This is a genomic window from Pseudomonas tensinigenes, from assembly GCF_014268445.2.
GTDB lineage: Bacteria > Pseudomonadota > Gammaproteobacteria > Pseudomonadales > Pseudomonadaceae > Aquipseudomonas > Aquipseudomonas tensinigenes.
Window position 1 is genome coordinate 4,507,875 of sequence record NZ_CP077089.1, and the last position, 24,076, is coordinate 4,531,950.

At 54.9% G+C, this 24,076-nt stretch carries 22 protein-coding genes and 2 pseudogenes; 3 read left to right on the top strand and 21 right to left on the bottom strand.

Annotated features, from left to right (window positions below; genetic code table 11):
• Positions 1–54: 54 nt before the first annotated feature.
• Positions 55–321, bottom strand: a complete 267-nt coding sequence (locus HU718_RS19900; protein ID WP_150708976.1) for a hypothetical protein — start codon at positions 319–321, stop codon at positions 55–57.
• 16 nt (positions 322–337) lie between these two features.
• Positions 338–664, bottom strand: a complete 327-nt coding sequence (locus tag HU718_RS19905) for a DUF6124 family protein (protein ID WP_186616238.1) — start codon at positions 662–664, stop codon at positions 338–340.
• Between the two features lie 422 nt (positions 665–1,086).
• On the opposite strand from HU718_RS19905, the gene HU718_RS19910 reads away from it, so the two are divergent.
• Complete coding sequence (locus HU718_RS19910; protein ID WP_225936813.1) at positions 1,087–2,283, top strand: AAA family ATPase; 1,197 nt, start codon at positions 1,087–1,089, stop codon at positions 2,281–2,283.
• A gap of 154 nt (positions 2,284–2,437) precedes the next feature.
• Here the strand turns inward: HU718_RS19910 and HU718_RS19915 are convergent, their stop codons facing one another.
• The gene (locus tag HU718_RS19915; RefSeq protein WP_150708979.1) at positions 2,438–3,001 is read right to left on the bottom strand and encodes a DUF4174 domain-containing protein; all 564 of its coding nucleotides are present in this window, start codon (positions 2,999–3,001) and stop codon (positions 2,438–2,440) included.
• Between the two features lie 208 nt (positions 3,002–3,209).
• Between HU718_RS19915 and HU718_RS19920 the strand changes: the two genes are divergently transcribed.
• Complete coding sequence (locus HU718_RS19920) at positions 3,210–3,674, top strand: GNAT family N-acetyltransferase (RefSeq protein ID WP_095121171.1); 465 nt, start codon at positions 3,210–3,212, stop codon at positions 3,672–3,674.
• A gap of 36 nt (positions 3,675–3,710) precedes the next feature.
• Here the strand turns inward: HU718_RS19920 and HU718_RS19925 are convergent, their stop codons facing one another.
• From HU718_RS19925 to HU718_RS19940, 4 genes are all read right to left on the bottom strand, one after another.
• On the bottom strand, positions 3,711–4,037 hold the full coding sequence (locus HU718_RS19925) for a hypothetical protein (protein WP_186616239.1): 327 nt from the start codon (positions 4,035–4,037) through the stop codon (positions 3,711–3,713).
• A 7-nt stretch (positions 4,038–4,044) separates the two neighbouring features.
• The gene (locus tag HU718_RS19930; protein ID WP_077573721.1) at positions 4,045–4,830 is read right to left on the bottom strand and encodes a sulfite exporter TauE/SafE family protein; all 786 of its coding nucleotides are present in this window, start codon (positions 4,828–4,830) and stop codon (positions 4,045–4,047) included.
• 231 nt (positions 4,831–5,061) lie between these two features.
• Positions 5,062–6,276, bottom strand: coding sequence for an MFS transporter (locus HU718_RS19935; protein WP_186616240.1), 1,215 nt, complete (start codon positions 6,274–6,276; stop codon positions 5,062–5,064).
• A gap of 176 nt (positions 6,277–6,452) precedes the next feature.
• Complete coding sequence (locus tag HU718_RS19940) at positions 6,453–7,202, bottom strand: hypothetical protein (protein ID WP_102901676.1); 750 nt, start codon at positions 7,200–7,202, stop codon at positions 6,453–6,455.
• Between the two features lie 357 nt (positions 7,203–7,559).
• Here HU718_RS19940 and HU718_RS19945 point away from each other — a divergent pair, with 357 nt between their 5' ends.
• Positions 7,560–8,708 carry an aldose epimerase family protein gene (locus HU718_RS19945; protein ID WP_150751157.1) on the top strand — a complete coding sequence of 383 codons (1,149 nt, stop codon included), beginning with the start codon at positions 7,560–7,562 and terminating at the stop codon, positions 8,706–8,708.
• A 115-nt stretch (positions 8,709–8,823) separates the two neighbouring features.
• Here HU718_RS19945 and HU718_RS19950 read toward each other — a convergent pair whose 3' ends face one another.
• The 14 genes and pseudogenes from HU718_RS19950 to HU718_RS20015 form a co-directional block, all read right to left on the bottom strand.
• A complete protein-coding gene (locus HU718_RS19950; protein ID WP_110719291.1) occupies positions 8,824–9,219 on the bottom strand; it encodes a hypothetical protein in 396 nt (131 codons plus the stop codon).
• A gap of 80 nt (positions 9,220–9,299) precedes the next feature.
• Positions 9,300–9,562: pseudogene (locus tag HU718_RS19955) on the bottom strand (PAAR domain-containing protein).
• Between the two features lie 198 nt (positions 9,563–9,760).
• Positions 9,761–10,078, bottom strand: coding sequence for a hypothetical protein (locus HU718_RS19960; RefSeq protein ID WP_150693835.1), 318 nt, complete (start codon positions 10,076–10,078; stop codon positions 9,761–9,763).
• A 439-nt stretch (positions 10,079–10,517) separates the two neighbouring features.
• The gene (locus tag HU718_RS19965) at positions 10,518–10,712 is read right to left on the bottom strand and encodes a hypothetical protein (RefSeq protein WP_186616241.1); all 195 of its coding nucleotides are present in this window, start codon (positions 10,710–10,712) and stop codon (positions 10,518–10,520) included.
• A gap of 541 nt (positions 10,713–11,253) precedes the next feature.
• Positions 11,254–11,637: a hypothetical protein gene (locus HU718_RS19970; RefSeq protein ID WP_186616242.1), complete on the bottom strand. Its 384-nt coding sequence runs from the start codon at positions 11,635–11,637 to the stop codon at positions 11,254–11,256.
• A gap of 353 nt (positions 11,638–11,990) precedes the next feature.
• Positions 11,991–12,239 (bottom strand): annotated as a pseudogene (locus HU718_RS30010) (RHS repeat-associated core domain-containing protein); the annotation flags it as partial.
• A gap of 108 nt (positions 12,240–12,347) precedes the next feature.
• Positions 12,348–12,854: a DUF4265 domain-containing protein gene (locus HU718_RS19980; RefSeq protein WP_224795243.1), complete on the bottom strand. Its 507-nt coding sequence runs from the start codon at positions 12,852–12,854 to the stop codon at positions 12,348–12,350.
• 83 nt (positions 12,855–12,937) lie between these two features.
• Positions 12,938–13,666: a hypothetical protein gene (locus HU718_RS19985; protein ID WP_150731229.1), complete on the bottom strand. Its 729-nt coding sequence runs from the start codon at positions 13,664–13,666 to the stop codon at positions 12,938–12,940.
• A gap of 216 nt (positions 13,667–13,882) precedes the next feature.
• Positions 13,883–14,314: a hypothetical protein gene (locus tag HU718_RS19990; RefSeq protein ID WP_150731234.1), complete on the bottom strand. Its 432-nt coding sequence runs from the start codon at positions 14,312–14,314 to the stop codon at positions 13,883–13,885.
• Positions 14,315–14,339: 25 nt separating this feature from the next.
• The gene (locus tag HU718_RS19995; protein ID WP_150731230.1) at positions 14,340–14,696 is read right to left on the bottom strand and encodes a hypothetical protein; all 357 of its coding nucleotides are present in this window, start codon (positions 14,694–14,696) and stop codon (positions 14,340–14,342) included.
• A gap of 246 nt (positions 14,697–14,942) precedes the next feature.
• Positions 14,943–15,539: a YwqG family protein gene (locus HU718_RS20000; protein ID WP_186616243.1), complete on the bottom strand. Its 597-nt coding sequence runs from the start codon at positions 15,537–15,539 to the stop codon at positions 14,943–14,945.
• A 19-nt stretch (positions 15,540–15,558) separates the two neighbouring features.
• Positions 15,559–20,274 carry an RHS repeat-associated core domain-containing protein gene (locus HU718_RS20005; protein WP_225936814.1) on the bottom strand — a complete coding sequence of 1,572 codons (4,716 nt, stop codon included), beginning with the start codon at positions 20,272–20,274 and terminating at the stop codon, positions 15,559–15,561.
• Positions 20,271–23,156, bottom strand: a complete 2,886-nt coding sequence (locus HU718_RS20010; protein WP_217868231.1) for a type VI secretion system Vgr family protein — start codon at positions 23,154–23,156, stop codon at positions 20,271–20,273. Before HU718_RS20010 ends, HU718_RS20005 begins: the two co-directional genes overlap by 4 nt.
• 126 nt (positions 23,157–23,282) lie before the next feature.
• Entirely contained in the window at positions 23,283–23,798 is a 516-nt protein-coding gene (locus tag HU718_RS20015) for an Hcp family type VI secretion system effector (RefSeq protein WP_016983993.1), read from the bottom strand.
• Positions 23,799–24,076 lie beyond the last annotated feature (278 nt).

The following is a 24,076-nucleotide window of genomic DNA, read 5'->3' on the forward strand; positions in this document are numbered from 1 at the left end:
TCGGGTTCTCACTCGGTCAATGTAGGAGCTGCCGCAGGCTGCGATCTTTTGTCTTTAAAGCTGCGCCTGCAACTTCCAGCCGATGACATCCATCAAGTCGCAACTGTCACGCAACGGGATCGCCATCACCCGGGCGAAATCCTGTAGCAGCAAGGCATCATGTCCCTTGCCGTCACCCAACGTCAGTGTCTCCATCAACTGCGTCACACAGCGCAAACGGTAAGCCGCCGTGCCATGCAGCACATCCACCGGTGCTTCGCGGTCGATCAACAGAGCGGGAATCTTGCAGTCGATCCCGGTCAGCGGAATGTATCGCGTCATGTTTTAACCTCCCTGTTCAATGTTGCGTCGCCGCCGGTGGATCGAGATTGTCCAGCGCACGGTTGACCAGCAACTCGCCGAGTACGGCCAACTGCTGAATCGACAAGGCGAGACTGCGCGGTGAACCTTTCAGCTCTGCGGCGAGGTCAGTGGTCAGGACGTTCAGTGAAGCGAGGGTTTCGCAAGCGTGGCAGAGCAGCGTGGGTGTATCGATATCGGGGAGGATGGTGAAGAGGTGGCTGATGGGATCGGGGTGACGGGGGTTGCGTAAGCGGGGGTTGTTGGCGTCGAAGGATCCTGAATCCATGGGGGATTCGGGAGGGTTTGGAGTGTGTTTTTTCATTAGTAAATCCTCGGGACATTCAGAGAAAAAACTGCCGAACTCACTTCCACGAGAGGGTGGCAGCTTTGCGCAGGTGTGGAAGTCCGGGGAAACCCGAGGAACCCGGTGCACTCGAGAGTGCTCCTGCGCATAGCTGCCATAAGCAAACAATGTTGGCATAAAAACCACCAACATGTGTTTACAGGCGCAATGCGCTCTCGGGAATCACCGGACTTCCACACCCGACCACTGTGTTTTGCAGCGGCCAAAGAAGACTATCCCTCCTCCCCCAACCCCACCAGTTCACCACCGCCGCCGCGACTTGCAGGAAAAATCCACGGGACTTGAAGGGGGTTTGTGTCAGACATTTCCGCCGGCACATGTTGCAACGACTTTGGATTAGCGAATGAATTTGTTGTATCTACACTGCATCGAGTCAATCTTTGGACGAGGATGGCGTCGGGCAAAAAAACAGTCATTCGAAGGGCGCAGTGATGGAAATCAAAAGTTTGAAGCTTACGGATGTCGGACACTTTGGAGACATGGATATTCAGTTTGCCCCTACCCTGACACACCGCTCGAACATCACGGTGTTGGTGGGAAACAACGGCAGCGGAAAAACCACCATTCTTAAATCCCTGAATATCTGTCTGAGCTGGCTGATCGCAAAAATTCGCTCCAATAAAGGCAATGGCAAATACCTTGTCGATGAAGACATTCGCAACGGCGCCTCAGGAGCCGTCCTTTCGATTGGCATCACCGACGTTTCGCACCCGCGCGCAGCTGACAGTGATGCGGGTTCCGAAAACGAATTGTTCGTATGGGGCGCTGCCCGAAGTCGCCAAGAAGGTGCAGTCTCGGGCCGTGAATATTTAAACGAAGTCAGACTGCTTGCAGACCACTACCGCACTCAACTCACCGCCGACGATAGCGCCTCACTCCCGCTGATCGCTTATTACCCAGCCGAACGTTGCGTGGTTGAAGTCCCGCTGAAAATCAGCAGCAAACAAGCCGTCGATCAACTCGACGGCTACGACACCAATTTTCACGGGGGTGCCGATTTTCGCAGTTTTTTCGAATGGTTCCGTGAACGCGAGGACAGCGAAAACGAAGGCGGGATTTCCGATACCGCACTGGCCGAAATGGCGGAAAAATTCGGTACTGACAGCGACGTATGGAAAACCCTGGCCAATGTGAAAGCCTCCACTCGCGATCGCCAATTGACTGCCGTGCGTTCGGCTCTGACTGCGTTCATGCCGGACTTCACCAACCTGCGCGTACAACGCAAGCCCCATCTGCATATGGCAATCGACAAGCATGGCGCGACAGTCAATGTCACTCAGCTCTCGCTTGGCGAAAGGTCGATGATTGCGTTGGTGGGTGATATGGCCAGGCGTCTGGCAATGATGAACCCGTCGATGGACAACCCCCTGCACGGCGACGGCATTGTTCTGATCGACGAAGTGGAATTGCGCATGGATCCGCAATGGCAGCTCGGTCTGATTGCACAATTAAGTACGACCTTTCCCAATTGCCAGTTCGTGTTGACCACGCATTCTCCACTGGTCGTAGGTGATACCAAAGGTGTGCTGATTTACCTGCTTGATGAGGGCGATTTCTACAAACAGAAAAGCAAATGAGATGACAGCAGCATCCTAAAAATCTGACGGCAACCTAAAACTTTGTAGGAGTGAGCCTGCTCGCGATAGCGGGGTGTCAGTCAACAATGGTGGCGACTGATACACCGCTTTCGCGAGCAGGCTCGCTCCCACAGGGAATTTGCGTCGCCCTTAATTAGTCATCCGGCATTTCCGGTGGCTTGGCCGGTTTCGCAGGCTTGGTCGGCTTGGCATTCTTGGCACCTTTCGCCGGTTCCGGCGTAGCAGCGACCGGCGCCTGAGCCGCAGCGGCCGCTTCCTTCTCGGCCATCGGCATGGCGTCGATGGTGTCGAAGATTTTCTTCAGATCCACCGCTTTCGCTTCATCCCCGGACGCCGAGAGTTTGGTCTCGCCGTCCTTGCCCACCAGGAACACTTTCGGATACGCCCCGGCACCCAGCTTCAGCGAGCGCAGCAGCGCCATGGTGTCTTGCTGGCCCATGTCCTTGCCGTCGAGCTGGCCGGCCATGTTGAGGATGGTGTAGACCTTGATGTTGCGGTCGGTGACGCCTTTTTTGTTGGCGGGATCTTCCAGCGACTTTTTCAGGGCCACCCACACAGGGTCGACGGTGCTTTGTGCGATCACGATCAGCGGTCGGGCGCGGCCCATATCCCCGGCGATGGGCGAATCGTTGTCAGCGGCGAACAAGGGGCCGGCAATCGCCAGCAAGAGTGTCAGGGTCAGTGACCTGATGAGCATGCGCATCTCCTTTTGATATCCACGCTCTAATGATTGCGCATCGTGGCGATTGTTCCGGGGCGACCCGGCAAATATCTTCCGCCTAGTCAGAAGCTTAGGACAGGCGCGACATTGCGCAACATATCCGAGGTGATCGCAACGCGGATTTGATTACCTTTTATGACCGCATTAGGGTGGCAGTTCTGCCCATGAAATGGAGTTCACCCGCATGCACATCGATTACCTCTGCGATCACCCCGAATTGATCGAAGAACTGGCCACGCTCAACTTCAAGGAGTGGGGCGAGTTTCGTCCCGGGCAAACCGTCGAGGACCGTATCGAACACATGCGCGATTCCTGCGGCAAAGGTGCCGTGCCGAGTGTCGTGGTAGCGCTAGAGGGTTCGCGGCTGCTGGGCGGTGCGCTGCTGATCGAAAGTGATCTGAAGCTGCGCCCGAACCTGACGCCATGGCTGGCGGGGGTTTACGTCAAGGCAGAGGAACGTGGGCGCGGGATTGCTTCGCAACTGGTCAATCGAGTGGTTGCAGAAGCGGCGGCGCTCGGTGTGCCTGAGTTGTATCTGTACACCGACACGTCGCAGTCGCTGTATGCGCGACTGGGTTGGGAAGTGGTTGAAGAACTGGTCTACGACGATTTGCCGGTGACAGTGATGAAATACGTTATTAAGCGTTAACCGGTGGTGAGGCGGCTCGCGGCAGGCTGTGCCGCCTCACTCCAGCGCTGAATCGAGCGCCGAGAGCAATTGCGAAGGGGCGACGAGTTGTCCACCGAGCTTGAGTTCACCGCTTTCGAGTTCAACGCTCAACCTCACCGACGCCCGATCACCCGGGTATTTGCGCAACACCAGCTCGATGCCATTGGCCGTCTCGTCGGCGGTACCGAGCAAATCCCACAGGCTCTCGCTCAGATCCAGCAGCACTTTTTGCTGCTGCAGATCGACTGCCCGCGGCGCGTACAGCCAATGGCTCATGCGCATTTCACGCGGCTCGACGGTGATGGCGAGGCGGCCATCGCAGTGGACAGTGGTTTCAGTCATGGCCGGATCAGAACGCCAGTTTGTAACCGATCAGCACCAGCATCGTCGCCAGGCACGGGCGCAGCACTTCATCGGAGATGCGTCCGGTCAGGTGGCTGCCGAGCCAGATGCCAGGCAGCGAGCCGACCAGCAAGAAGCCCAGCACACCCCAATCCATGTTGCCCATGCTCGCGTGGCCCAGGCCCGCGACCAGCGTCAGCGGAACGGCGTGGGCGATTTCGGTACCAACCAGGCGCCGGGTCGGCAGCAGCGGATAAAGGATGAACAGCGCGACAGTGCCGAGGGCGCCCGCACCGATCGAGGTCAGCGCAACCATGGTGCCGAGGACCAGACCAGTGATCACGGTCATCACGTTCAGCCGCGAACCACTCGGGTTGTAGTTGCCGCCGGCGCGTTTGTGGGCGAACTCAAGCAAGCGTTTCTTGAAGAAGATCGCCAGCGCTGTGGCGAACAGAACGAAGCCCAGCGCCTGTTTGATGATGGCGTTCATCGCGTCCGGCGCGGTGTGCAGGGTGCTGAGGAACCACAGGGTCATGGCCACCGCCGGCACGCTGCCGAGGGTCAGCCAACCGGTGATGGCCCAGTCGATGTTCTTGTTCTTGCGATGAACAAGGACGCCGCTGGATTTGGTAATGGCGGCGTACAACAGGTCAGTGCCCACCGCCGTTGCCGGGTTGATGCCGAACCACAACAGAATCGGCGTCATCAACGAACCACCGCCGACACCGGTCATGCCGACGATAAACCCTACTACCAGCCCGGCAATCACCAGGCCGAAATTTGCCAATTCCATTAAACCGTCCAGAAAAACGACAGGAAAAATCTGGCCCGCAGCATAGCGATTTTTCTTATAACCACATATATCGATGCGGTCTATCGTTATGCCATATCGAATTCACCACCTTTTCCATTGTGGGAGCGAGCCTGCTCGCGAATGCGGTGGGTCATCCGACATATTTATCGACTGACACAACGTCTTCGCGAGCAGGCTCGCTCCCACAGGTGTTATGGGGTGGCTGATGAATCAGTGCACCCGCCGGCCCGGTTTGAAGCTGTGGTTTTTGTTGATCCACACCGTGGCCAGGGCAATCAGCGACAGAATCAGCAGCGCCCACGGAAACGACATCGCCCCGGCCCGATCCAGCAACAAGCCACCAAACAACCCGCCCCCGGCAATCGCCACGTTCCAAGAGGTGGTGAGCATCGCCTGCACCACGTCGACGTGATCACCGGCCGAGTCAGCCGCCGAGGTCAGCAGCAACGTGGCCGAACCGCCAAACGACAAGCCCCACACCGCCATGCACGCGTAAATAACCAGCGGTGACGGCGCCGCCAGCGCCAAGACCAGTGCCGTCAACGCGAACACCGCGAGGCTGATCAGCGTTAGCCAGCGCAACCAGCGATCAACCAGCATACCAATAATCCAGATCCCCACCAGCGAACACAGGCCAAACACCAGCAGCACCAGATCGACCCGGTCAGCCAGCCCGGCCTGCATCAGAAATGGCGCGATGTAGGTGTAGAGAATGTTGTGCCCGAGCATCCACGTCAGCACCACGAACAACACCGGCCGCACACCCGGCAGGCGCATCGATTCGAGCAGCGGCAGACGCTCGTCACTGGCCTGCCCCGGACGATCCGGCACGGCGATGACAATCCACGCCGCCAGCACCAGAGCCAGCGCCGACATGATCCCGAACGACGCGCGCCAGCCGATCAGATTGCCCAGCCACGTCCCCGCCGGTGTGCCCAGTGACAACGCCACCGGCGTGCCAAGCATGGCAATCGCCAGCGCCCGCCCCTGTTGATGCACCGGCACGATGCCGCGCGCATAACCGGCCATGATCCCCCACGACAAGCCCGCCGCCATCCCGGCGAGGAAGCGCGAGGCCAGGGTCAGGCCGTAATGACTGGAGAATGTGGTGACAGTGTTGAACAGCAGAAACCCGCCGACCGTCATCAATAACACCCGGCGCCGAGGCCAGCCACGCGTGGCGACGGTCAGCGGAATCGCCGCGACAATCGAACCCAACGCGTAGAGCGTCACCAGTTGCCCGGCGAGCACTTCGCTGACGTTGAGCCCGGCACCGATTTGCGGCAGCAGCCCGGCGGGCAGGGTCTCGGTGAGAATGGCGATGAACCCGGTCATGGCGAACGCCAGCAACGCGGCATAGGGCAGTTTGTCCGCACGGGCGGTGCGGTCGACGCGGCTGAAATCGGCGCTGGCGGGGTCGGTCATGACGGGGGCGGCTCCATTTTGATCAATAGCGGTGACGGATTGTATACAAAAACAACCTTCACTATTCGATCAATGTGGGAGCGAGCCTGCTCGCGAATGCGCTCTTTCAGGCACTGAAGTGTTGATTGATCCACCGCTTTCGCGAGCAGGCTCGCTCCCACATTGGATCTCTGCACTCACTGCACTGGCAAGAAATTCAGAAACAGCAAACTCTGCGCGTAGTTAAGGCCGATCCGCCGGTAACGCTCATCAAGCATCTGCGTGATCAGGTCCAGCCGCGCGACGATTTTGCCGAACTCGGTGGCGAAACTCAGGTTGCTGCCCTCCTCAGAGATCTCATTGGAAAACAGCAGCGGCTGACCTTCCTTGTTCTGCCGCTGGGACAAAATCCACGTGGCTTTTTCGATATTGCGTGCAGCGTTGTGAACGAACGTCGGGTTGATCGCATCGGTCATGTAGAACTCGGTGCGATTGCCGTGGGCGGTGACCAGCATGCTGCCGATCGCATAGATGAAGGCGCCGACGCGATCGCCGAGAAACTCCGGGCTCATCGCATAGCTCAGCGCTGCGAGGTCCTTGCGCCCTCCCAGCACCGGCAGCGGTTGTTGCTGCTCAATGGCCTGGCGCACCTGTTTCACCGCGGCATGGATGTTGAGAAAACCGGACTTGCGCAGTTCTTCCGGGTTGCGCAAGTACAACTTGCCCTGCAAGCGATAGAGGCTGTTGAGGTTGTCGCGCATCGCCAGCGTGGCCATGCGGTCGACGCTTGTCTGCAGGAACTCCTGCGGCTTCCCTTCACGCATCTGGTTGAAGAAGCCGTTGCCGTCCTGGTGACTGCAACCGCTGAAAAACAGCGACGACAAACACGCCAGCAACAGACACGGGCGGCGGAAAAAAGCAGTGATCAGGGCAAAAGCTCTCGGCATGAAATCTCGAACAGGCACATTCCTGTGCGGCGGGAGTCACCGCATCCTGGCCATGGATAGAGCCGCCGATTGCGAAAAAGTGCAGTGGTGCGCACGACCAGCCGACCTTCGGCAATGCCTGCCCAACCAATTAGTCTGTCTTTATTGTTGAAATAAACGATTAATCAGCTATAAATCTTCACTGCGCATACAAATAGCATGACTAGTTATTCTGTAGGAGCTGCCGCAGGCTGCGATCTTTTGACTTTGTTTTTAGAGCCAAGATCAAAAGATCGTCCGAACGCGGCCCGAGCCTTCGGCAGCTCCTACACAGCCTCAGCAGCAATTTGAAAACAACAACAAAAAGGAAGGTCAACCATGCTTCAATCCCGTCACCTGCTCTCCGGCCTCGGACTGTCCCTGATGATCGCCACCCTCTCCGCCAACGCGGCCGGCCTCAGCGCCGAACACAAAGCCTTCGGCAAAACCAATGACGGCACGCCCGTCGAGCAATACATCCTGCGCAACAGCCACGGCATGCAAGCCACCGTCATCACCTACGGCGCGACCCTGCAATCGCTGAAAGTGGCGGACAAGCACGGCAAGTTCGACGACGTCGTGCTCGGCTTCGATGATGTGCAGGGCTACCAGAAAGGCACCGCCTATTTCGGCGCGACCATCGGCCGTTTCGGCAATCGCCTCGCCGAAGGCGCGTTCGAACTCGACGGCAAGCGCTATCAAGTGCCGCAGAACGACAAGACCAACGCGCTGCACGGCGGCACGCTGGGCTTCGACAAGAAAGTCTGGAAGGCCCAGGAAACTAAGGACAAGGATTCGGTCGGCGTGACCCTGACCTATCTCTCGGCCGACGGTGAAATGGGCTTCCCCGGTAACCTCACCACCGAAGTGACCTATCGCCTCACCGACAACAACGAACTGCGCATCGACTACAAGGCCAGCACCGACAAACCGACCGTGCTCAACCTGACCAACCACAGCTACTTCAACCTCGCCGGCGCCGGCAATGGCGACATCCTCAAACAGGTCGCCACCCTGCACGCCAGCCATTACACCCCGGTCACCGCCAAACTGATCCCGACCGGCGAACTGGCACCCGTGGCCGGCACGCCGATGGACTTCAGCAAGCCAACCGCGATCGGCACGCACATCAAGGCTGATCATCCGCAACTGAAATTCGCCGAGCCGAAACAGGGTGGGTTTGATTTCAACTGGGCGCTGGATACCAAGGGCGATATCGGCAAAGTTGCGACTGAGGTGAGCGATCCGCAATCTGGTCGCGTGCTGCAGTTGTTCACCACGGAACCGGGTGTGCAGTTCTATACCAGCAACTTCCTAGACGGCACCGTCAAGGGCAAGGGTGGCAAGGTCTATCCGCACTGGGGCGCGTTTACCCTGGAAACTCAGCACTATCCGGATTCACCGAATCAGCCGGACTTCCCGAGTACACGGCTTGATCCGGGGCAGACTTACAGCCACAGCGTCGTGCTGAAGTTCTCCGCCAAATAACCTGCCCGTTGCACCTGATTGTTCCCACGCGCAGCAAAGGCATGCGGCCCAGGACGCTCCGCGTCCCTTGAGGCATTTCATTGCTGCGCGTGGGAACAATCAATCACCAAGGAGATTACAGACCCACACGCTCCAATCCCTGACGCATGCCTTGATCCGCCTGCTCGCACCACTGCTTGAGCGTCAGACTCGGCGGCAGATTGGCCTCCAGGGTTTTGTATTGTCCATCGTCCAATACCTCACCCTTGCGACCATGGGCCTCGTTCTTATCGCCGTCGCTCTTGTCCATCTGCCCTGGAATACCGGCAACAAACGCCACCATTTTATTGGCGTTCGTAGCGCTTTCAGCTTTCAGGAAACCTTTGTCAACGCAATGGTTAATCAGACCGGACATGTTGCGCCCAGTGTCGTACATCGCTTTCAACGTAGCAGCGTCCGGTCCTTCTGCGTGAGCAACATTGACGGTGCCGAGAGTGGCGGTCAGTGCGAGGATCAAAGCGGTGTTCTTCATGTTTATTCCTTTAATGGATGAAGCCAGGTTGTTTACTTGCAGTATTCACGAGGGCGAACGAAAAGCTCAGCCTCGCGGATTCAACTGACCACTGCTCCCTTCGGGCCACTGGCAATCAGCACGGCCCCGCAAGCGGTCTTCATTCCGTCCAACGCGATAGGCGTGCCATCGACGGTGTAGGTACTGCTGCCTTCGGCAATCGGAAAATGCCTTTGCACAGAGGACAGCTGACCTTTTGGCCAACCCCGGCGATGGGCTTGCCGTTTAGGTCGGTCTGGGAAAAGGCTTCGAGGACTTTGCCACCGTGAGTGGTGGAGTCGCCCAAGCGAATGGTGTCTTTCATGTTGTCATTCCTTCGACTACGAGGGTTGACTGCAGCCTCGATCAATTTCGCGTCTTTCGACCACCAATGGCAGAGAGTTTTATCAGAGGCAGGTTGCGTTTAATCAACCTTCAAAAACGTGGCCTGCCCCTGATATATTTCATAAATTTTTAGAGATTAAAAAGTGGCTATTCGGCTGCAATTTGACCGAGAGTCAACCTACACGCGGAAGGCCTCATTTAAGCCAACCTCTTCATCCTCGTCCCCATCTTCAAGACACCTGAAATTTCTTCCATTGAGTGCTGTTTTAAGTAGGGCGTACAGTTCTGCTGATTGGAAATTCACTTGGAGCCACAGGGATTCATCATCCCCATAAATGAGACGAGTATCGTAAGCCCCACTGCTATTCAACGAGTGATCCTTCAAATAAAGATCACCGTCGCCCGAGCGAACACAAGCACTACTAGCTTTAACAATGTCGATGACATGCTGAGCTGTAGAGTTGTCGTCAAACACCAATTTGTATTCATAACTCATGATTCGCGCGACCTCACTCGGACAGCAGGTATTTATCAGGCAGGCCATGCCTATTTAATCCAAAAACCGCAGCACGTCTCCACCCGCGTCAAAAACCCATATACCGCAGTGATTATTCTCCTAAGAGACCGACCATCTTCTTATTAATAGCAACTAAATCCACATGTTTTTGTTTGAGAAATTCTCGACTAAATCTTGTAGATGCATATGCTCTAGCCCATTGATCTCCATTTCGTACGAAGCACTGATCAAGAAAACCCCTAAGGCTCTTATCGTTCCTGGATCAGCGAGAATTGATATTTCGTCAAGCTTGATATTCTGATCACAATCGACTGCAGTGCCATGAATGGAGAAGCCTCTTAGTCTTTTCATAACTTACCCCCTACACTCACGTTTTGCAAACATCAAAAATGGTGTGCCCTGAAGGGTTCTAGAAGAGTTATTGCGCCTTGATCCACGCGGAAATCATTTTCTTTATTTCATCCATCAAGGATAGATTTCCGAATATAACAAGCTCACATCCCGCTTCTTTGTCTTGATACGAGGAAAGCTCATCAACCTCCTCGTCTAATACTATTCTAAGAATCTGACCACTCACTTCATTTCTTACAGAAAAAATTGGATTTCCGTCCATGAACGGTGTGCCATTTGAAAAAATGTATTGTAATAAGGTGCTTTGAATAACTCAGTAACGATTTAGCTTTTCTGAACTTCCAAATGGAAGAAGTTATAAAAATCCTGTTCTAGCCGGAGATAGCGATCCATGCCACTTAGATATTCACCAGACATTAAGCTCAACTCCTCCCCACTTGACAACTCGGCCATCAACATATCTCCATCTATAAATCTAATATCGGGGACACTCTAAGACTCTAAATTAAACCCAGATCATGACCAGATGATAGATTGCCGACTTAATCAGGGACTTTGTTTTATTAAATCTCAACACCTTAGCCTGCCCACAAAAGGGGTGATTTGCGTAGTCGCCCTCGGGCAGTGGGGAATTGCTAGTGGCCGTTTTCCATTCTTTAATGCCTTTGTTAATAATAGGTAGATTTCTAGCATCTCCGACTTTATTCCCTGTCAGACCACGCTTAAAAATCTTCAAAAACGTGGTCTGTCCCCGAGCAACTCCAATTTTGTTCAGTTGGATGGTTCACGGCGCCTAATTCACTTTAGAGTTTTTTTGCTGCCTCGGCGATCATGTTGTCTTCATCTGTCGCAAGTAGCGCTAATAAATCTTTGGGTGTCTTCGGGTTGCATGCAATTCTATGTCTAACCATTTCGGACTTATCAGTTGCCAGCCTCTCAAAAGTACGTCTATTGATACGCCTCTTCATTGCAACATCCCAGCGAACATCTACGTCGTCGCTTAGTGAAAGTTTCTCGAGCACATCAGTAGAAATTGATCCGTTTGCAACAACCAGTCGTGAAAGCTCAGGGTATTTTGAGATAACCTCGAGCCAAACTTCATCTGTCGCAACTTCATTTATCTTTGCGTTTTCTATCTCGTTTTCGCTTTCTGCATAACACTTAAAATCATCAGCGCTGCTAATCATTGGCTTACACCTCAAGCTTTTCGGCACTTCATGTTTTTCATTGACATTATCTTGCCTGTCGGGCCTTTGTGTTTTCCTGTCATGAAGCCTCCGTAAATATCTGCATCATGCTTATGCACTAGATCCGTACCTTGCTGCGCCATTACTTTCCAAGTGGAATCACCATGTGTTTCAGTATAAGCGGACTACCACAACTCCGACGTCGAATCTCGATAGTACTTAACATTTTTTCCATTAAGTTTTCCTTCACAAATCCTATTGTAGCTATTCACCTCCCACTTTTTCCTGCATGGGCATTTCGAGTTTTGATTAGGCTTGCTCGAAATCGGCTTTCTTCCCGCTGCCCCGGGAGCTTTAGTGAAGCCAAGTGGGTCAATCCACTCCACAGGGTTAGGAGCGTAGGCAAAAAAGTTGATTCCACCTGCGAGAAGAATTGGATCTTTAGATACGAACCGCCCAACCCCCGGATCATAGTACTTATACCGATTGTAATGCAGCCCCGTCTCATGATCGTGATACTGCCCCTGGAACCGTATCGGGTTCACAACGCCATGCTGCCGCGCCCACTCCGAACGCTGCTCCGTCACCTGTCCCCATGCTTTGTTTTTTATCGGGACAGACTACGTTTAATTAATTATAAAAACGCAGCCCACCTCCGAAAAATTTCTTTATCCCGACCTGTTCCACGCCCCACTTTAGCGGTTACTCAATCAATGAGCTATTAGAGGCAAAGAAGCCAATGACAGGCACTCCCCCAGACGAGATGATTTAATATGTGAGTGCTGCAGACAAGCATCCTCATATGCAATATTTTCCCCATCAGCAATATCAGACAAATATCTGTCGATCGCGAAAAAATCACAATCCGAGGGGATATTCACTGCAAACAGCGACATTTCCTGACTAACTGAGCACGAGGCACCCAACTGATGAAGATGAGCGATTATTTTACTTCTCTCTTCAGTATCACTGGCAAAAACTCTGACAGTCGAATGGCCACCCTGTTTTGCGACACGCACAGCTATCATCTCATCGCCACTGGACTTTACCTGCACGGAATCTCCCTTACTCACGCCATAAACGTAATAGGGAGTATTGTCTAAGACATGGGTACCATCACCGGCATAGATGCCCCAAATAGACTCAGCGGATACAGGAGGATAACCATCCTCGCCAGGCGTTAACTCAAAGACAATCTTGTGAAAAATTTCGTTCATGTCCATACACTCCGGGTGAGGAGCCGCAGGCAGACTGTGCTTGACTAACAGTCAAAAAACTTGATCTGCCCGTTAAAAACTCTTCATTCGTAAAACTGTTTCATAGTAGGCCTGACCAGCTCTGCGTAACCCTTATCGATTTTTTCCATTTCCAAGAAAGCTTCATCTTCAATGGCCTTGATCAGAGTCATAAAGTGTTTTCTTGACAACCTTTCACTCCAGACATTCAGGTAGCTTAAAGAAAGCGGCGAGTTGTAAAGATCGTTAAATATCGCACAGATCGCGTCAGGAACCTCTTTCATAATATTTTTTATGTATTTATCCCACTCGGATGATGAATACTCCCATCGCTCATGAATTTCTTCCCAAGCAAGATCTGTTTCTGTATCTAAAGGCACTTCCACAAGCTGAGCCTGAATGACTGCTTCGATTAGTTCGTCAGAAATTTCAATCTGAAAGTCATCGGTATTCAACCAATATATTCTGGCAGACACGCTCTTTATAAGTTGAATCGAATTGGCGCTCTGACTTAGTGTTCGCCGGCTAGCAATTGAGTCAAGCTCTGCAAATCTTCCAGAAATTGAATCGCTAAGCGTCGAGAGCTTTTGGAAAAAATCGTTTTTTGTCTTACTTATTCTTTCCTCTCTAAAATCTGCATCGTAGTAATAGTCAGCATCTCCATTCATTAACTCCAGAGTCGTCGCTCTGGCGATATTCTTTATACCATCAACATTATCAGCAAAACGCTCCCCTAAGAGCTTTGCTGAAAAGCAGTCGGTGCTCGCAATAAAAATAATATGATCAAAATTCATTTATCGGCCCGCTGGAGCTGTAGGGATCTTTGTATGATTGGTGCATGCCGTACAGACAAAAGTGCACGTTCACAGACGTAGTGCACGGTGCGACCTGGTTCTCCATCGCTTTGCGTCGGGCTGCGTTCGAAGGTGAGTTTGTCGCCGTCCCAGCGTAACCGGCAAGTTACGCCTCACAGCACCACTACACTGCTCCCTGCCTAGTGATCTTTAAATTCATTTAAATTCAAAATACTCAATCATCATTCTCATTGGCATCGTCATATCTACTTTCAAGAATCCCAGCATCTCAAAAAACCATGAAAGATTGTCTCCCATTACAGAAACATCATCTTCATCATTTGACAGCAGGCAGATAGCTAGCCGCGCCAGTAATACGTCCCTGTCTTGAAAGTCTCGTATTGCGCCTTTCCCATCGAGTTTTGCCCACCAAAACGCAGCCTCAGCCTTACAGGTTTCAATGGGGATCCTGCCATCCACATAGTCCTTAGCAAGACGCAAAGGATCATTCTCGCAATCAGAGAATTTGATATCCAATGCATCCACAACCTTTACCAAAAATCCGATCTGCTGCTTAAGCGCGTCGAAATTATCTGCTGGACGAATAATCGAGCCAACGTTATATCTCTTAAAATCAATTGAATTCATCCCAGCTTTATTCACCCATAGCGCTTTAAGGCCTAAGACTTCGGAAGCTCGACTTGCCAACCCTATTATCTACCTCTTTGGGTACGACAAAGACCCTAATAACTTCCTCATCACATGCGGAGTCATAAAATCCACTTTCATAAAAATCGAAGATAGCTCCACCACCTATTTTATGAAATTTATTGATTACCTCTTTCATTTCTTTCGACACGCCTCCTGCGCTTTTTTCTTTTATCTTATCGATAAATCCAACTGAAGCCGCCCCGGGATAAACAAAAATATTGGGGACAATAATCTCGCGCTCATCCACTCCAAGTCTGATCGAAGTCTTCGATAGACGCCCGGTCGCTATGACGTATTGGTACCGAGTCAGGGTGGCCATTCATTACCGTGCTAGACGTTGAACTTTTGGTAATATCTCTCAAAGATTCAAAAAACCCGGTCTATCCACGAACAATTTAAGCTTTCGAATCAGGCAAACCACGCTTAAAAAACCTTCAGAAACGTGGTCTGTCCCAGAGCAGTTTTACAGCCGCGCTTGCTGTCTTCATCAGCTTGCTAACATCAAGTCTTGGTAACTCGCGGTACAGCAAAGGTTTCCCGTCATGGTTGCTTAAAAACCGTTCGACTATCCTAATTGGAGAAAAAAGCTACCGCACCCGGTTCCTTTTTTCGCTAAAAAATCATCATCTAGGAAAAGATAGCCCATACCATCCGACAGTATGCCTTTGTTGTTGGGGAGAGAAGCATCTAAATCCCCGCCATAAATAGACACCCGCCTGCGCCCGCCACTTGATGATATGGGTGCCTGCAACCAAGCATCTATACCATCCAGTTTAGACGCCAAATTTTCGTCATCATCAGAGTCAGGATTCAACGAAAGCTGAACTTTTCTACAATCGATTATTTTATTAGGTGCTTCATTCCGCTCTTCGCTTGACCGGGAATACCCTACAACTACTGCTTCGGACACTCCATTGAGAGCTCTTAGCTTTCTGTAATGTCCTACCTCTCCCTGTAGGTAAGGAATAAATATTGAAAGCCAAAAATCATCATCTACTAGCGCATCTGAAAACCATGTACCAGGAAAAGAGATCAAATGTGTAAGGGGCTGTCCATCAGCAGACCGAGGCCAAACCACATTACGCGGCAGATAGGCTCCTCCGCCTACATATGCATCAGCTTTCGTAGGTGACTCTCGTGTAAAAACCAACTCATTAAACATCCGTATCTCCCCTTATTTATTAGTCACAGCAGCAGTTAAGCGAGTTTACATATTGACCAGACCGTTTGCGCAGACGCCTAGCCTGCGAAGCTGATATTCCCGATTGACGGATAGCTCCTTGCCAAACGTCCATTTGCCGTTTAGAAGGTTTACCCGTTGTAGGGTCAAAATCAAACTCATTAACGCCCAGGCCTAGATGCGTTCGCGCTAAAGTGGTTTCGTTCGAGTGAATCGCATCATGTCTTGTGGGGTCAACTGCAATTGACGGATTCGCTTTATTACGACGCCTTTTATTCGCACATCCCATCTGGACCAGAGATTCATGCCTGACTAGCTCATGAACCTCTAACTGATCACCTACGTTACTACCGCCATTCATACTACCGTAAGTACCTAACTGTCCATCCGCTGCGAGGCCTAGTGGATCCGTCCAAATGACTGGATTGGACGCATACTGGTAAAAATTCATCCCCCCACCGAAACTAATCGGATCCCTGCTTACAAATCTACCGGTCTGCGGATCATAGTACCGATACCGATTGTAATGCAGCCCCGTCTCATGATCGTGATATTGACCCTGGAACCGTATCGGGTTCATCACGCCATGCTGCCGCGCCCATTCCGAACGCTGCTCCGTCACCTGTCCCCACGCCTTGTACTGCGCGGTCCACGCTATGTTGCCTTGGGAGTCCGTCAATTCCTGCGGCGTGCCGAGGTGATCACACTGGTACCAGGCCAACGCATCAAACGGTAACGCCGTTGCCTTGTGATTCCACATCGGGTCTTCATCGAGGCTGTATTCACCGCTGTAATCCGGCAGCCCAATCAGATCGATTGGCGCGTGCCGTACAGCCTGTGCAACAGGGACAAAAGTCCCCGGTTCGAAGACGTAGTGCACCGTGCGACCCGGTTCGCCATCGCTCTGCGCCGGGCTGCTTTCAAAGGCGAGGTTGTCGCCATCCCAACCATACAAGGTAAAGCCGCAGCCGAGTTCGCGCTGCTTGCGCGCGTGCTCGTTTCTGTTCCAGAGAGAGCCGGCTTCAGGACGTTGTTTGTAATGCGCGCGCGAGTTTTTGTGCAGGCGGCGTCCCAGTGCGTCGTAGGCGAAATCAACGCTCAGGCGCGGGTCTTCGAAATGCACTAGTCGATCAAACAGGTCCCACCGCAGGTCGCTGCGTTGGCCGTTGTGCCAGCGCTGGATCTGGTTGCCGCGTTCGTCGTAGTCGTAGTGCGTGCCAGCGTATTCGCGCAGCAGGTTGTCGACCAGTTTGCTGCGCGATGGCATCAGGTCCAGTGGGCGGCGGATTTCCGTTGCCTTGTCGTCGAGCAGGTTGCCGGCCGGGTCGAAAGCAAAGGTTTCCACGCCTTGACGTGTGGTGGCGCTGAGCAGTCGGCCGACGGGATCGTAGCGATAGGCGAGCGGGCCGCGGCGGCTGTCGTTGATGTCGGTCAGTTGGCCGGCGGCGTCGTATTGGTATTCGCGTTTGAGCAGTGTGGATTTGTCGTCGCTGCGTCCCAGCAATTGCTCCTGCAAGCGACCAACCGGATCCCAGCTTTGGGTTTGCAGCAGGTGGTTGCCTTGATGGCGGGCGACTTCGCGGTGCAGGTCATCACGCTCGTAGCCAACCAGTTCATGATCGTCCAGTCTTAGGCCCAGCAAGTGGCCACTGCCGTAGGTCAACCAACTGACACGGTGGCCGTCTGGACGGGTCGTGGCGATACACTGGTTAAGCACGTCGTATTCATGCCGCCAGACCGCGACCACCGGGCTGTCCAACCCCAGATAGTGTTGGTGCTCAAGCAGAATATTTCCTGCCGGATCATAAAACCATTGCAGGCGGCTGTCGGCGTTGTCGGCCAGCACCAGGTTGCCGTTGCCATCGTAGGCGAAGGTCTCGCTTTGCGACTGCTCGCCCAAGGTGGCGCGACGTTCAGTCAAACGGCCCATCGGGTCGAAGCTCAACGAGACGACGCGTTGGCCATTGATCGATTGCGCGAGGCGTCCGGTGAGCGGGTCGTACTGATAGCGCGTGCTGCGGCCATCGAAACCGCGCTCTTCGAGCAGGCGTCCGACCGGGTCGTAGTGAAAGTGCGCGCGTTGTTCGTTTTCGTTTTCCAGGGCCGTTAGCCGTCCGAGACGGTCCCAGCGATAGCGCAGGGTCTGCTCGGCTGCGTCGACACGTTCGGCGATCAAACCGGCAGCGCTGTAGCTCCACGTAGTGCAACGATCAAGTCCATCAACGTGCGCCAACAACCGACCTTCGGCGTCTCGCTCGAAACGCTCTTCGGTCTTGTCCGGGTGCTTGATCAGCACCAATTGGCCGGCCTTGTATTCGTATTCGGTGGCGTTGCCGGCAGCGTCGGTGAAGCAGATCATCTGCCCCAGTTCGTTGTATTCCCACGCGCTGGTTTTGCCCGAGCAATCGACGTATTCCACCAGTTGCCCAGCATCGTTGTAATCGAGGGTTTTTTCGTTGCCGTTGGCGTCCTTGATCGCGGTGGGCTGGCCGGATTTGTTGTAGGCGTATTCGGTTTTGTTGCCGAGCGGATCGAGCGCTTCGACCAGGTTGCCTTGATCGTCATAGGCGCGCTGCCATTGTCCGCCCTCGGCATCGCTGATCTTGATCAGCAGGTCCTGATCGTCGTAGGCGTAATGCATCACCGTGTGATCGGCGCGAATGTGTTCGAGCAGGTTGCTGCGTCCATCGTAGCTGTAGCGATCGGTGCTGCCGTCGGCATTGACGCGGCGCACGATGTTCTTCGCTTCGTCGCGGAAGAACCATTCCGAACGTTCATCGGCGTAACGGATGCGGTAGGTGTAGCCAAGGATGTCGTAGTAGTGCCAGGTCTCGTTGCCGAGGGCATCGGTGACGTAGGTCAGACGGATGTTTTCGTCCCACTCCAGACGCGTGTCGAAACTGCCGTCATCGGCCCATTCGCGCACGGCTTTGGCCTTGGGGCTCTGGTCATCCCACTGCAGGTTCATGCCGCGCCCGGTGCGGTCGGTGTAGCGGGTGATCAGGTGATGCTGGAACTGATACGACCAGACGGCGCCGTTCTCGTCCTGCGCCTGAATCAGGTCGCCATAGGCGTCGTACTGATAGGCGCAGAGCTGGCGCAGTGGTTCGCCGTCAACGATCTGCCAAAGGCCGATAAACCGGCCGTGATCGTCGATCATCGTGCCGAGGTGCAAATGGACTTTGGTGAAATCGTTTTCCTGATAGGTGATCAGGTCGGAGAGCACCGAGTGTTCGCCGTGACGATGTTCGTAATGCAGCATCATCCCGGCGCCGTTGCGCAGCGAGATATTGCTCAGCACAAAGCGCTGGCCACGGCGGACGTAGGTTTCCTTGCGTTCGAAACCACGGCACAGCAACAGCTGATCTTCGCTGTTGCGGACCAGGGTGATGTCTTCGATGGCGTCGTAGTGGAACAGGCCGACTTTAGGCAACGGATAACTGTGGTCGCGGCCGTCGGCGCCGTAGAACGTCAGGCCATCGTCCACACAGTCAAACCGTGTAGTGAACTCGTTGATCCAGCGGGCACCGAGTTCGCTCTGATCGTAGGCGTCGAGGCGCGAGTTGTAGGTGCGTGTCCATTCGATCGGGAAGGGGCCGGGCAGGCTGAAATCGGTATGGCTGAGGCTTTCCGAACCCAGGGCAAAGTTGATGCTGAATTCAGTGGCGCATTTACAGGGACCTTTCTCCGGATTGGGCGCGCCTTTCGCCGGAGCCTGTTGGCCGTTAGAGGCCAACTGACCCTCTGATGCCGTACGCTTCGCCTGACCGGTTTTCTCAGGGTGGACCGCGGCGTTCTGCCCATGGGCATTACGCTTGCGCCACAAGGTCACGGCGCTGGAGAGGATCAGCAGCAACCAGCCGATCGAGTTCTGCACCGACTCATCGTCGAGCTTGCTCAACTGCGTGCGCAACTCCGGCCCCATCGCCCGCAGTTTTTTGGTTTCGTCGGAAACGGTTTTTTTGAAGTCACCGGGGACGAGGTTTTGCGCCACGCTGTTGGCCAGACCTTTGCCTGCCGACTTCAGGGCGCTGTTGGCAGCCCCGAAAACATTACTGAATGACGCCAGCGGATCATTCTTGAATTGATCGGCTGCGGCGCTCGCCTGGGCGCTGGCCGCATTCAGATCACCTTTGGCATCCAGATTGCCGAACGCCACCGCTTCGATGCCTATTGCAATCTGATCAATGATTTCTTCGCCGAGCTTGCCAGCGTCCGCCAAAATGCCCGGTAACTTGCCTTTGGCCTGTTCAACAAAATCATCCAGCGTGCCGACAATCGAGGCGTTCAGGTGACCGACCAGCACCTCGATTACGGAAGTGCTGAGCAACAACTTGCTGCTGGCCCTCATCTCCTGACGTACCAGAAACAGCGTCGGACGCAGGGTCATGCGCGCCGCTGCCATCGACGGTGGCAAAGGCAATACGCCAATCAGGTTGATACCCAGGCTGGCCCACGCGAGCAAGTCGCGTTGCTTGGCGTTCGACAGCGTGACGATGTCACCCAGCGCATCGACCAACGCCATGATGTTGCCTACCACCGGCAAAAAGCCGGCGTAGTTCTTGATCCGGTCAAGCGTGACCACGCCATCCGTAGCCGATTGCAGCCACGCATCAAAGGTTGCCGCACTGCTGGCGACGTCCTGAATGTCGATGGCATTGAGTGGAACGATGGCAACCTGGGGTTCACGTTTTACAACAGCATTTTCAGTGGTCATGACAGCATCTCACCCGCCAACAGGCCCGGGGTTTTCAAGGAAGGTTTTGGCAGACTCGGTGCAGGCAGACTCGGCAATTTGCCCGCCTTGCTCGCCGCCCCAAGAATCCCCGACGCACTCGGCAATGCCGCACTCGCCAGCTTCGGCAACCCAGCCACCCCGCCCTGCACCACGCCTTTCACTTGCTGCGCCGTCTGCATCGCACTCATCCCTGTTTGCGCCATGTCCTTGCCTTTCTCCAACATGTCCCAGCTCTTGCTCGGCAACACCTGCGCGACCATCGCCTGCACCTGACTCGGCACATCCTCGGCCCCTGGTGGATTCAAAGGCCACTCCGGCTTGCCGATGTAACTGCCATCGCTCCAGGTGTCCGCCGGATCCTTGCCGAACAATACGCGCGCCGGACCCGGTGCAGCCCCGGCGACGCTGGCAAAACCCTTGCCGTCGAGCTTGCCTTTGATGCTTTTGCCCAGCGCATCGATGACTTCGTAATCACCTTCCTTTATGCCCTGACGCCCGGCGTACTGGTTGAACAATTCCAGATTGCCCTTGCCCGGTTTCGGCGGTTCCGGGAACACCCCGGCCAGACTTTTCGCGCCGGTGTAGGCGAAATTCGCCGCGTGTGCGGTGTACGGGCCGCTGGTGGCGTGGGTGATGCCGCCGGCGTTGTAGGTGGTGGCGCTGCCGCCGCCCTGGATCACCAGTTCGGTTTTCGCGGTGATGGTGATGCGATCGGCGTTGGCGGTGATGTTGAGTTTGGCCAGCAGGTTGATGCTGTCCTTCAGTGCGCGCACGTCGATGTCGCCGGACGCTGCGACCAGCCGCCAACCCATGCTTTGCACGAACAGGCGCATGCCACGGCTGGCACTGGCAAGCAGGCGTTTGCCGATCGACAGGCTGGTGTGGCCGGTGCTGCTCAGCGCTAAGTGTTCGCCGGTGGCGATGTGGCTGGAGCGCGGCGTGGTCAGGGCGATGCCGGCGGGACTTGCCAATACCAGATGCGGCTCGGTGAACTCGGGGAATTCGTTGGCGGTGAGGTTCGCCGGACCGCTGCCGAGTACGCCTTGATGCTGGGCGTGCAGCGCTTTGGCGACGTCGTCCTGATCGCCGGCCTCTTGGGCCTGAAGCTCTTTGGCCTGAACGGCAAAACCGTCCTGCTGATCGCTGGCGGTGGCGAGGCGTTCGGCGGTTTCCGGCAGATCCTTGTGATGTTTCGACTCGTTCGGACGCGGCTCAGTGGTGATCAGCAAACCGGCGGCGGCACGCACTGCGCCGTGGCGGTCGGTGCGTAACTCAAAACCTTCACCACGCGGCTGCCCACCGCTCGGTCGCGGGTGAGTCAGATAACCGAGGTTAATCGCACTCGCACCGTGGTCGCTGCGCAGCGCGATGCTGATCTCGCTGGTGGTGTCGTCGATGCGTAATTCGTTGGCGCGGCTGCCCTTGTATTCCTTGCTCTTGACCGTCGCCAGCGTCTTGAAATCCGGCAGTTTATACGGCGGCAGATTGGCGCCGTGGTACAGGCAACCGGTGATCAGCGGCTGGTCGGGATCGCCTTCGAGGAAGGTGATCAACACCTCCATGCCGACCCGTGGAATGTTGATCGAACCGAAGGTTTCCGCCGCCCAGCTCGACGCGACGCGCATCCAGCAACTGGTCATGTCGTCGTGCTTGCCTTCGCGGTCCCAGAAGAACTGCACCTTCACCCGGCCGTACTGGTCGCAGTAAATCTCTTCACCCTCGGGGCCGCAGACCACCGCGCTCTGGGTGCCGAGGACTTTTGGTTTCGGGTGATCAAGCGGCGGACGGTACGGCACGTCCCACGGAATGGCGCTGAAGCGGTTGCGGTAGCCCTGGTGGAAATCGTCTTTGTTGTCGGTGGTGTCGCTGGTCACCGACTCTTCCAGTACCTGCGGCTGTTTGCCTTCGTGGAAGATTTCGGTGAGCAGCCAGAGGTCATTCCACGTCGGGTTGGCGTGGTCGGTCAGGGCGAGGAAATGCCCGCTGACCAGGATCGGCTGATCGCTGTTGCCTTCGGCCAGACGATAGTCGCTGCGATGACGTTCCAGTGCGCGATTGGCCAGGTGTTTGCCACGCTCGCGATCGACGAAACGGCCCGGGTAATCGTAGTCTTCGAGGTCCGGTTGCGCGCTGCTTTTGGCATCGCTTTCCAGCTCGATCTTCGGTTTGACGAAGTCGTAATCGCGGCGTGTCGTGCGGCTGGTGCGGGTGGCCAGACGCAGGCCGAAGCGCTTGACCACCGGTTTGTCGGCGACCAGTCCGGAGTCCTGCTGATAGGCCACCGGCGCAAGTTTCGGGAACACCGTCTGGTCATCGCCGAAGGTCAGTTTGTGGCCGCTCGACGTGTGCTGGAAGTGGTAGTGAATCCCCTCCTCTTCGCACAGGCGCTGGATGAAATCCAGGTCCGATTCGTCGTACTGCACACAGTAAATGCGCTCGGGATAAATCGCGCTGAGCTGGAAGTGGTAATCGCTGGCAAGGATGCCGTGTTCTTCCAGTACCTGGCTGATGATCTGCTGCACGGTCATCTGCTGGAAAATGCGCTGGTTGACCCGGTGCGCGAGGTACGCCAGTTGCGGGCGCAGGGAGATTTTGTAGCGGGTCAGGCGCTTGCCCGCCTCGCCCTGGGCGATGCTGTAGACCAGCCCGTGGATGCCCGTGCCGGTTGGCGACAGCTGAAGAAACGCCAGTTTGTGCAGCACGCTTTCGAGGTTGATCGAGGCCTTTTCGCTGACCAGTTCCAGCTCGAATTCGAACGGCGTGTTGAGTGCCTCGCGACCGGTGAACGACAGCACTTGAAAGTCGCTGTCGATGCCATCGACGGTCAGATTGAAATGAGGCTGGTTGGCCGGTGAGAACATCCCTTGTTCCTCGCACAATGCTGCGACGCGCAACAGCCCTCAAGGGGCTATTGGCAAAAAATTCTTTAGAAGTGAATCCGCCCCGACCAGTCATGCCGATCGGGGCGGTACAACCATCAGCCGCGATTAAACGACTGGAGCACGCCAGTCATCGGAACCCGAAGTACCGGAGACTTCGTGGGTCCAGGTGATTTTGCGGTAGGTGAACTGCACTTCTTCCAGGTGGGTGAAGTGCGCGTTGCCTGGATCCTGGCAGTTGTGCATTTTGTTGTTGATGGCGACGATGATCGCGTCTTCCAGTTTGGTGGTGTAGTAGTGCTCTTGGGTACCTTGAGCAGAAGTACGGAACCACTGGATAACGATTTCGCTCATGCGCTCGCCGGAAGTCAGCGCCGCTTGCAGCAGAGGCGAAGCCTTGTCGTAGACCTTGGTGATCACCACTGGCTTGTGCACGCGCTGACCGGTTGGCTGACCGGACTGTGGGTCACGCGGGATGATTACGTCGTGGGTGAAAGCCTGCACCATGACCTGGTCTTCGTGGCCTTCCTGGTAGGTGTTGCCTACGGAGTCAGCGGTGAAAGCGCCTGCAGTGATCAGGCCTTGTTTTTCGCCGGTAACCGACATGTACGCTGGTGTTGCCATGGGGTGCTCTCCTTGCTTGAAAGACATACCTCTCAGGCACCATTGCCTGAAAAGGATGGCTATGCGCCATCAAAGTTCATGCCAGCTTTTATGCAACCCATACAGATCAAGGCCCCGAGCTCATCGACTGATCTTTTCCTGTGATCAAGCCAATGAAAAACAAGGGAAAGTGCGCAACTTCTTGCGCAGTGGTGTGCAAGAAGTTGCGCACTTGGCTGAAGGGCACGAGCTACGCGGCCTGTAGAAACTTACCCGGGTGAAAACTGGTAAGGCACTGC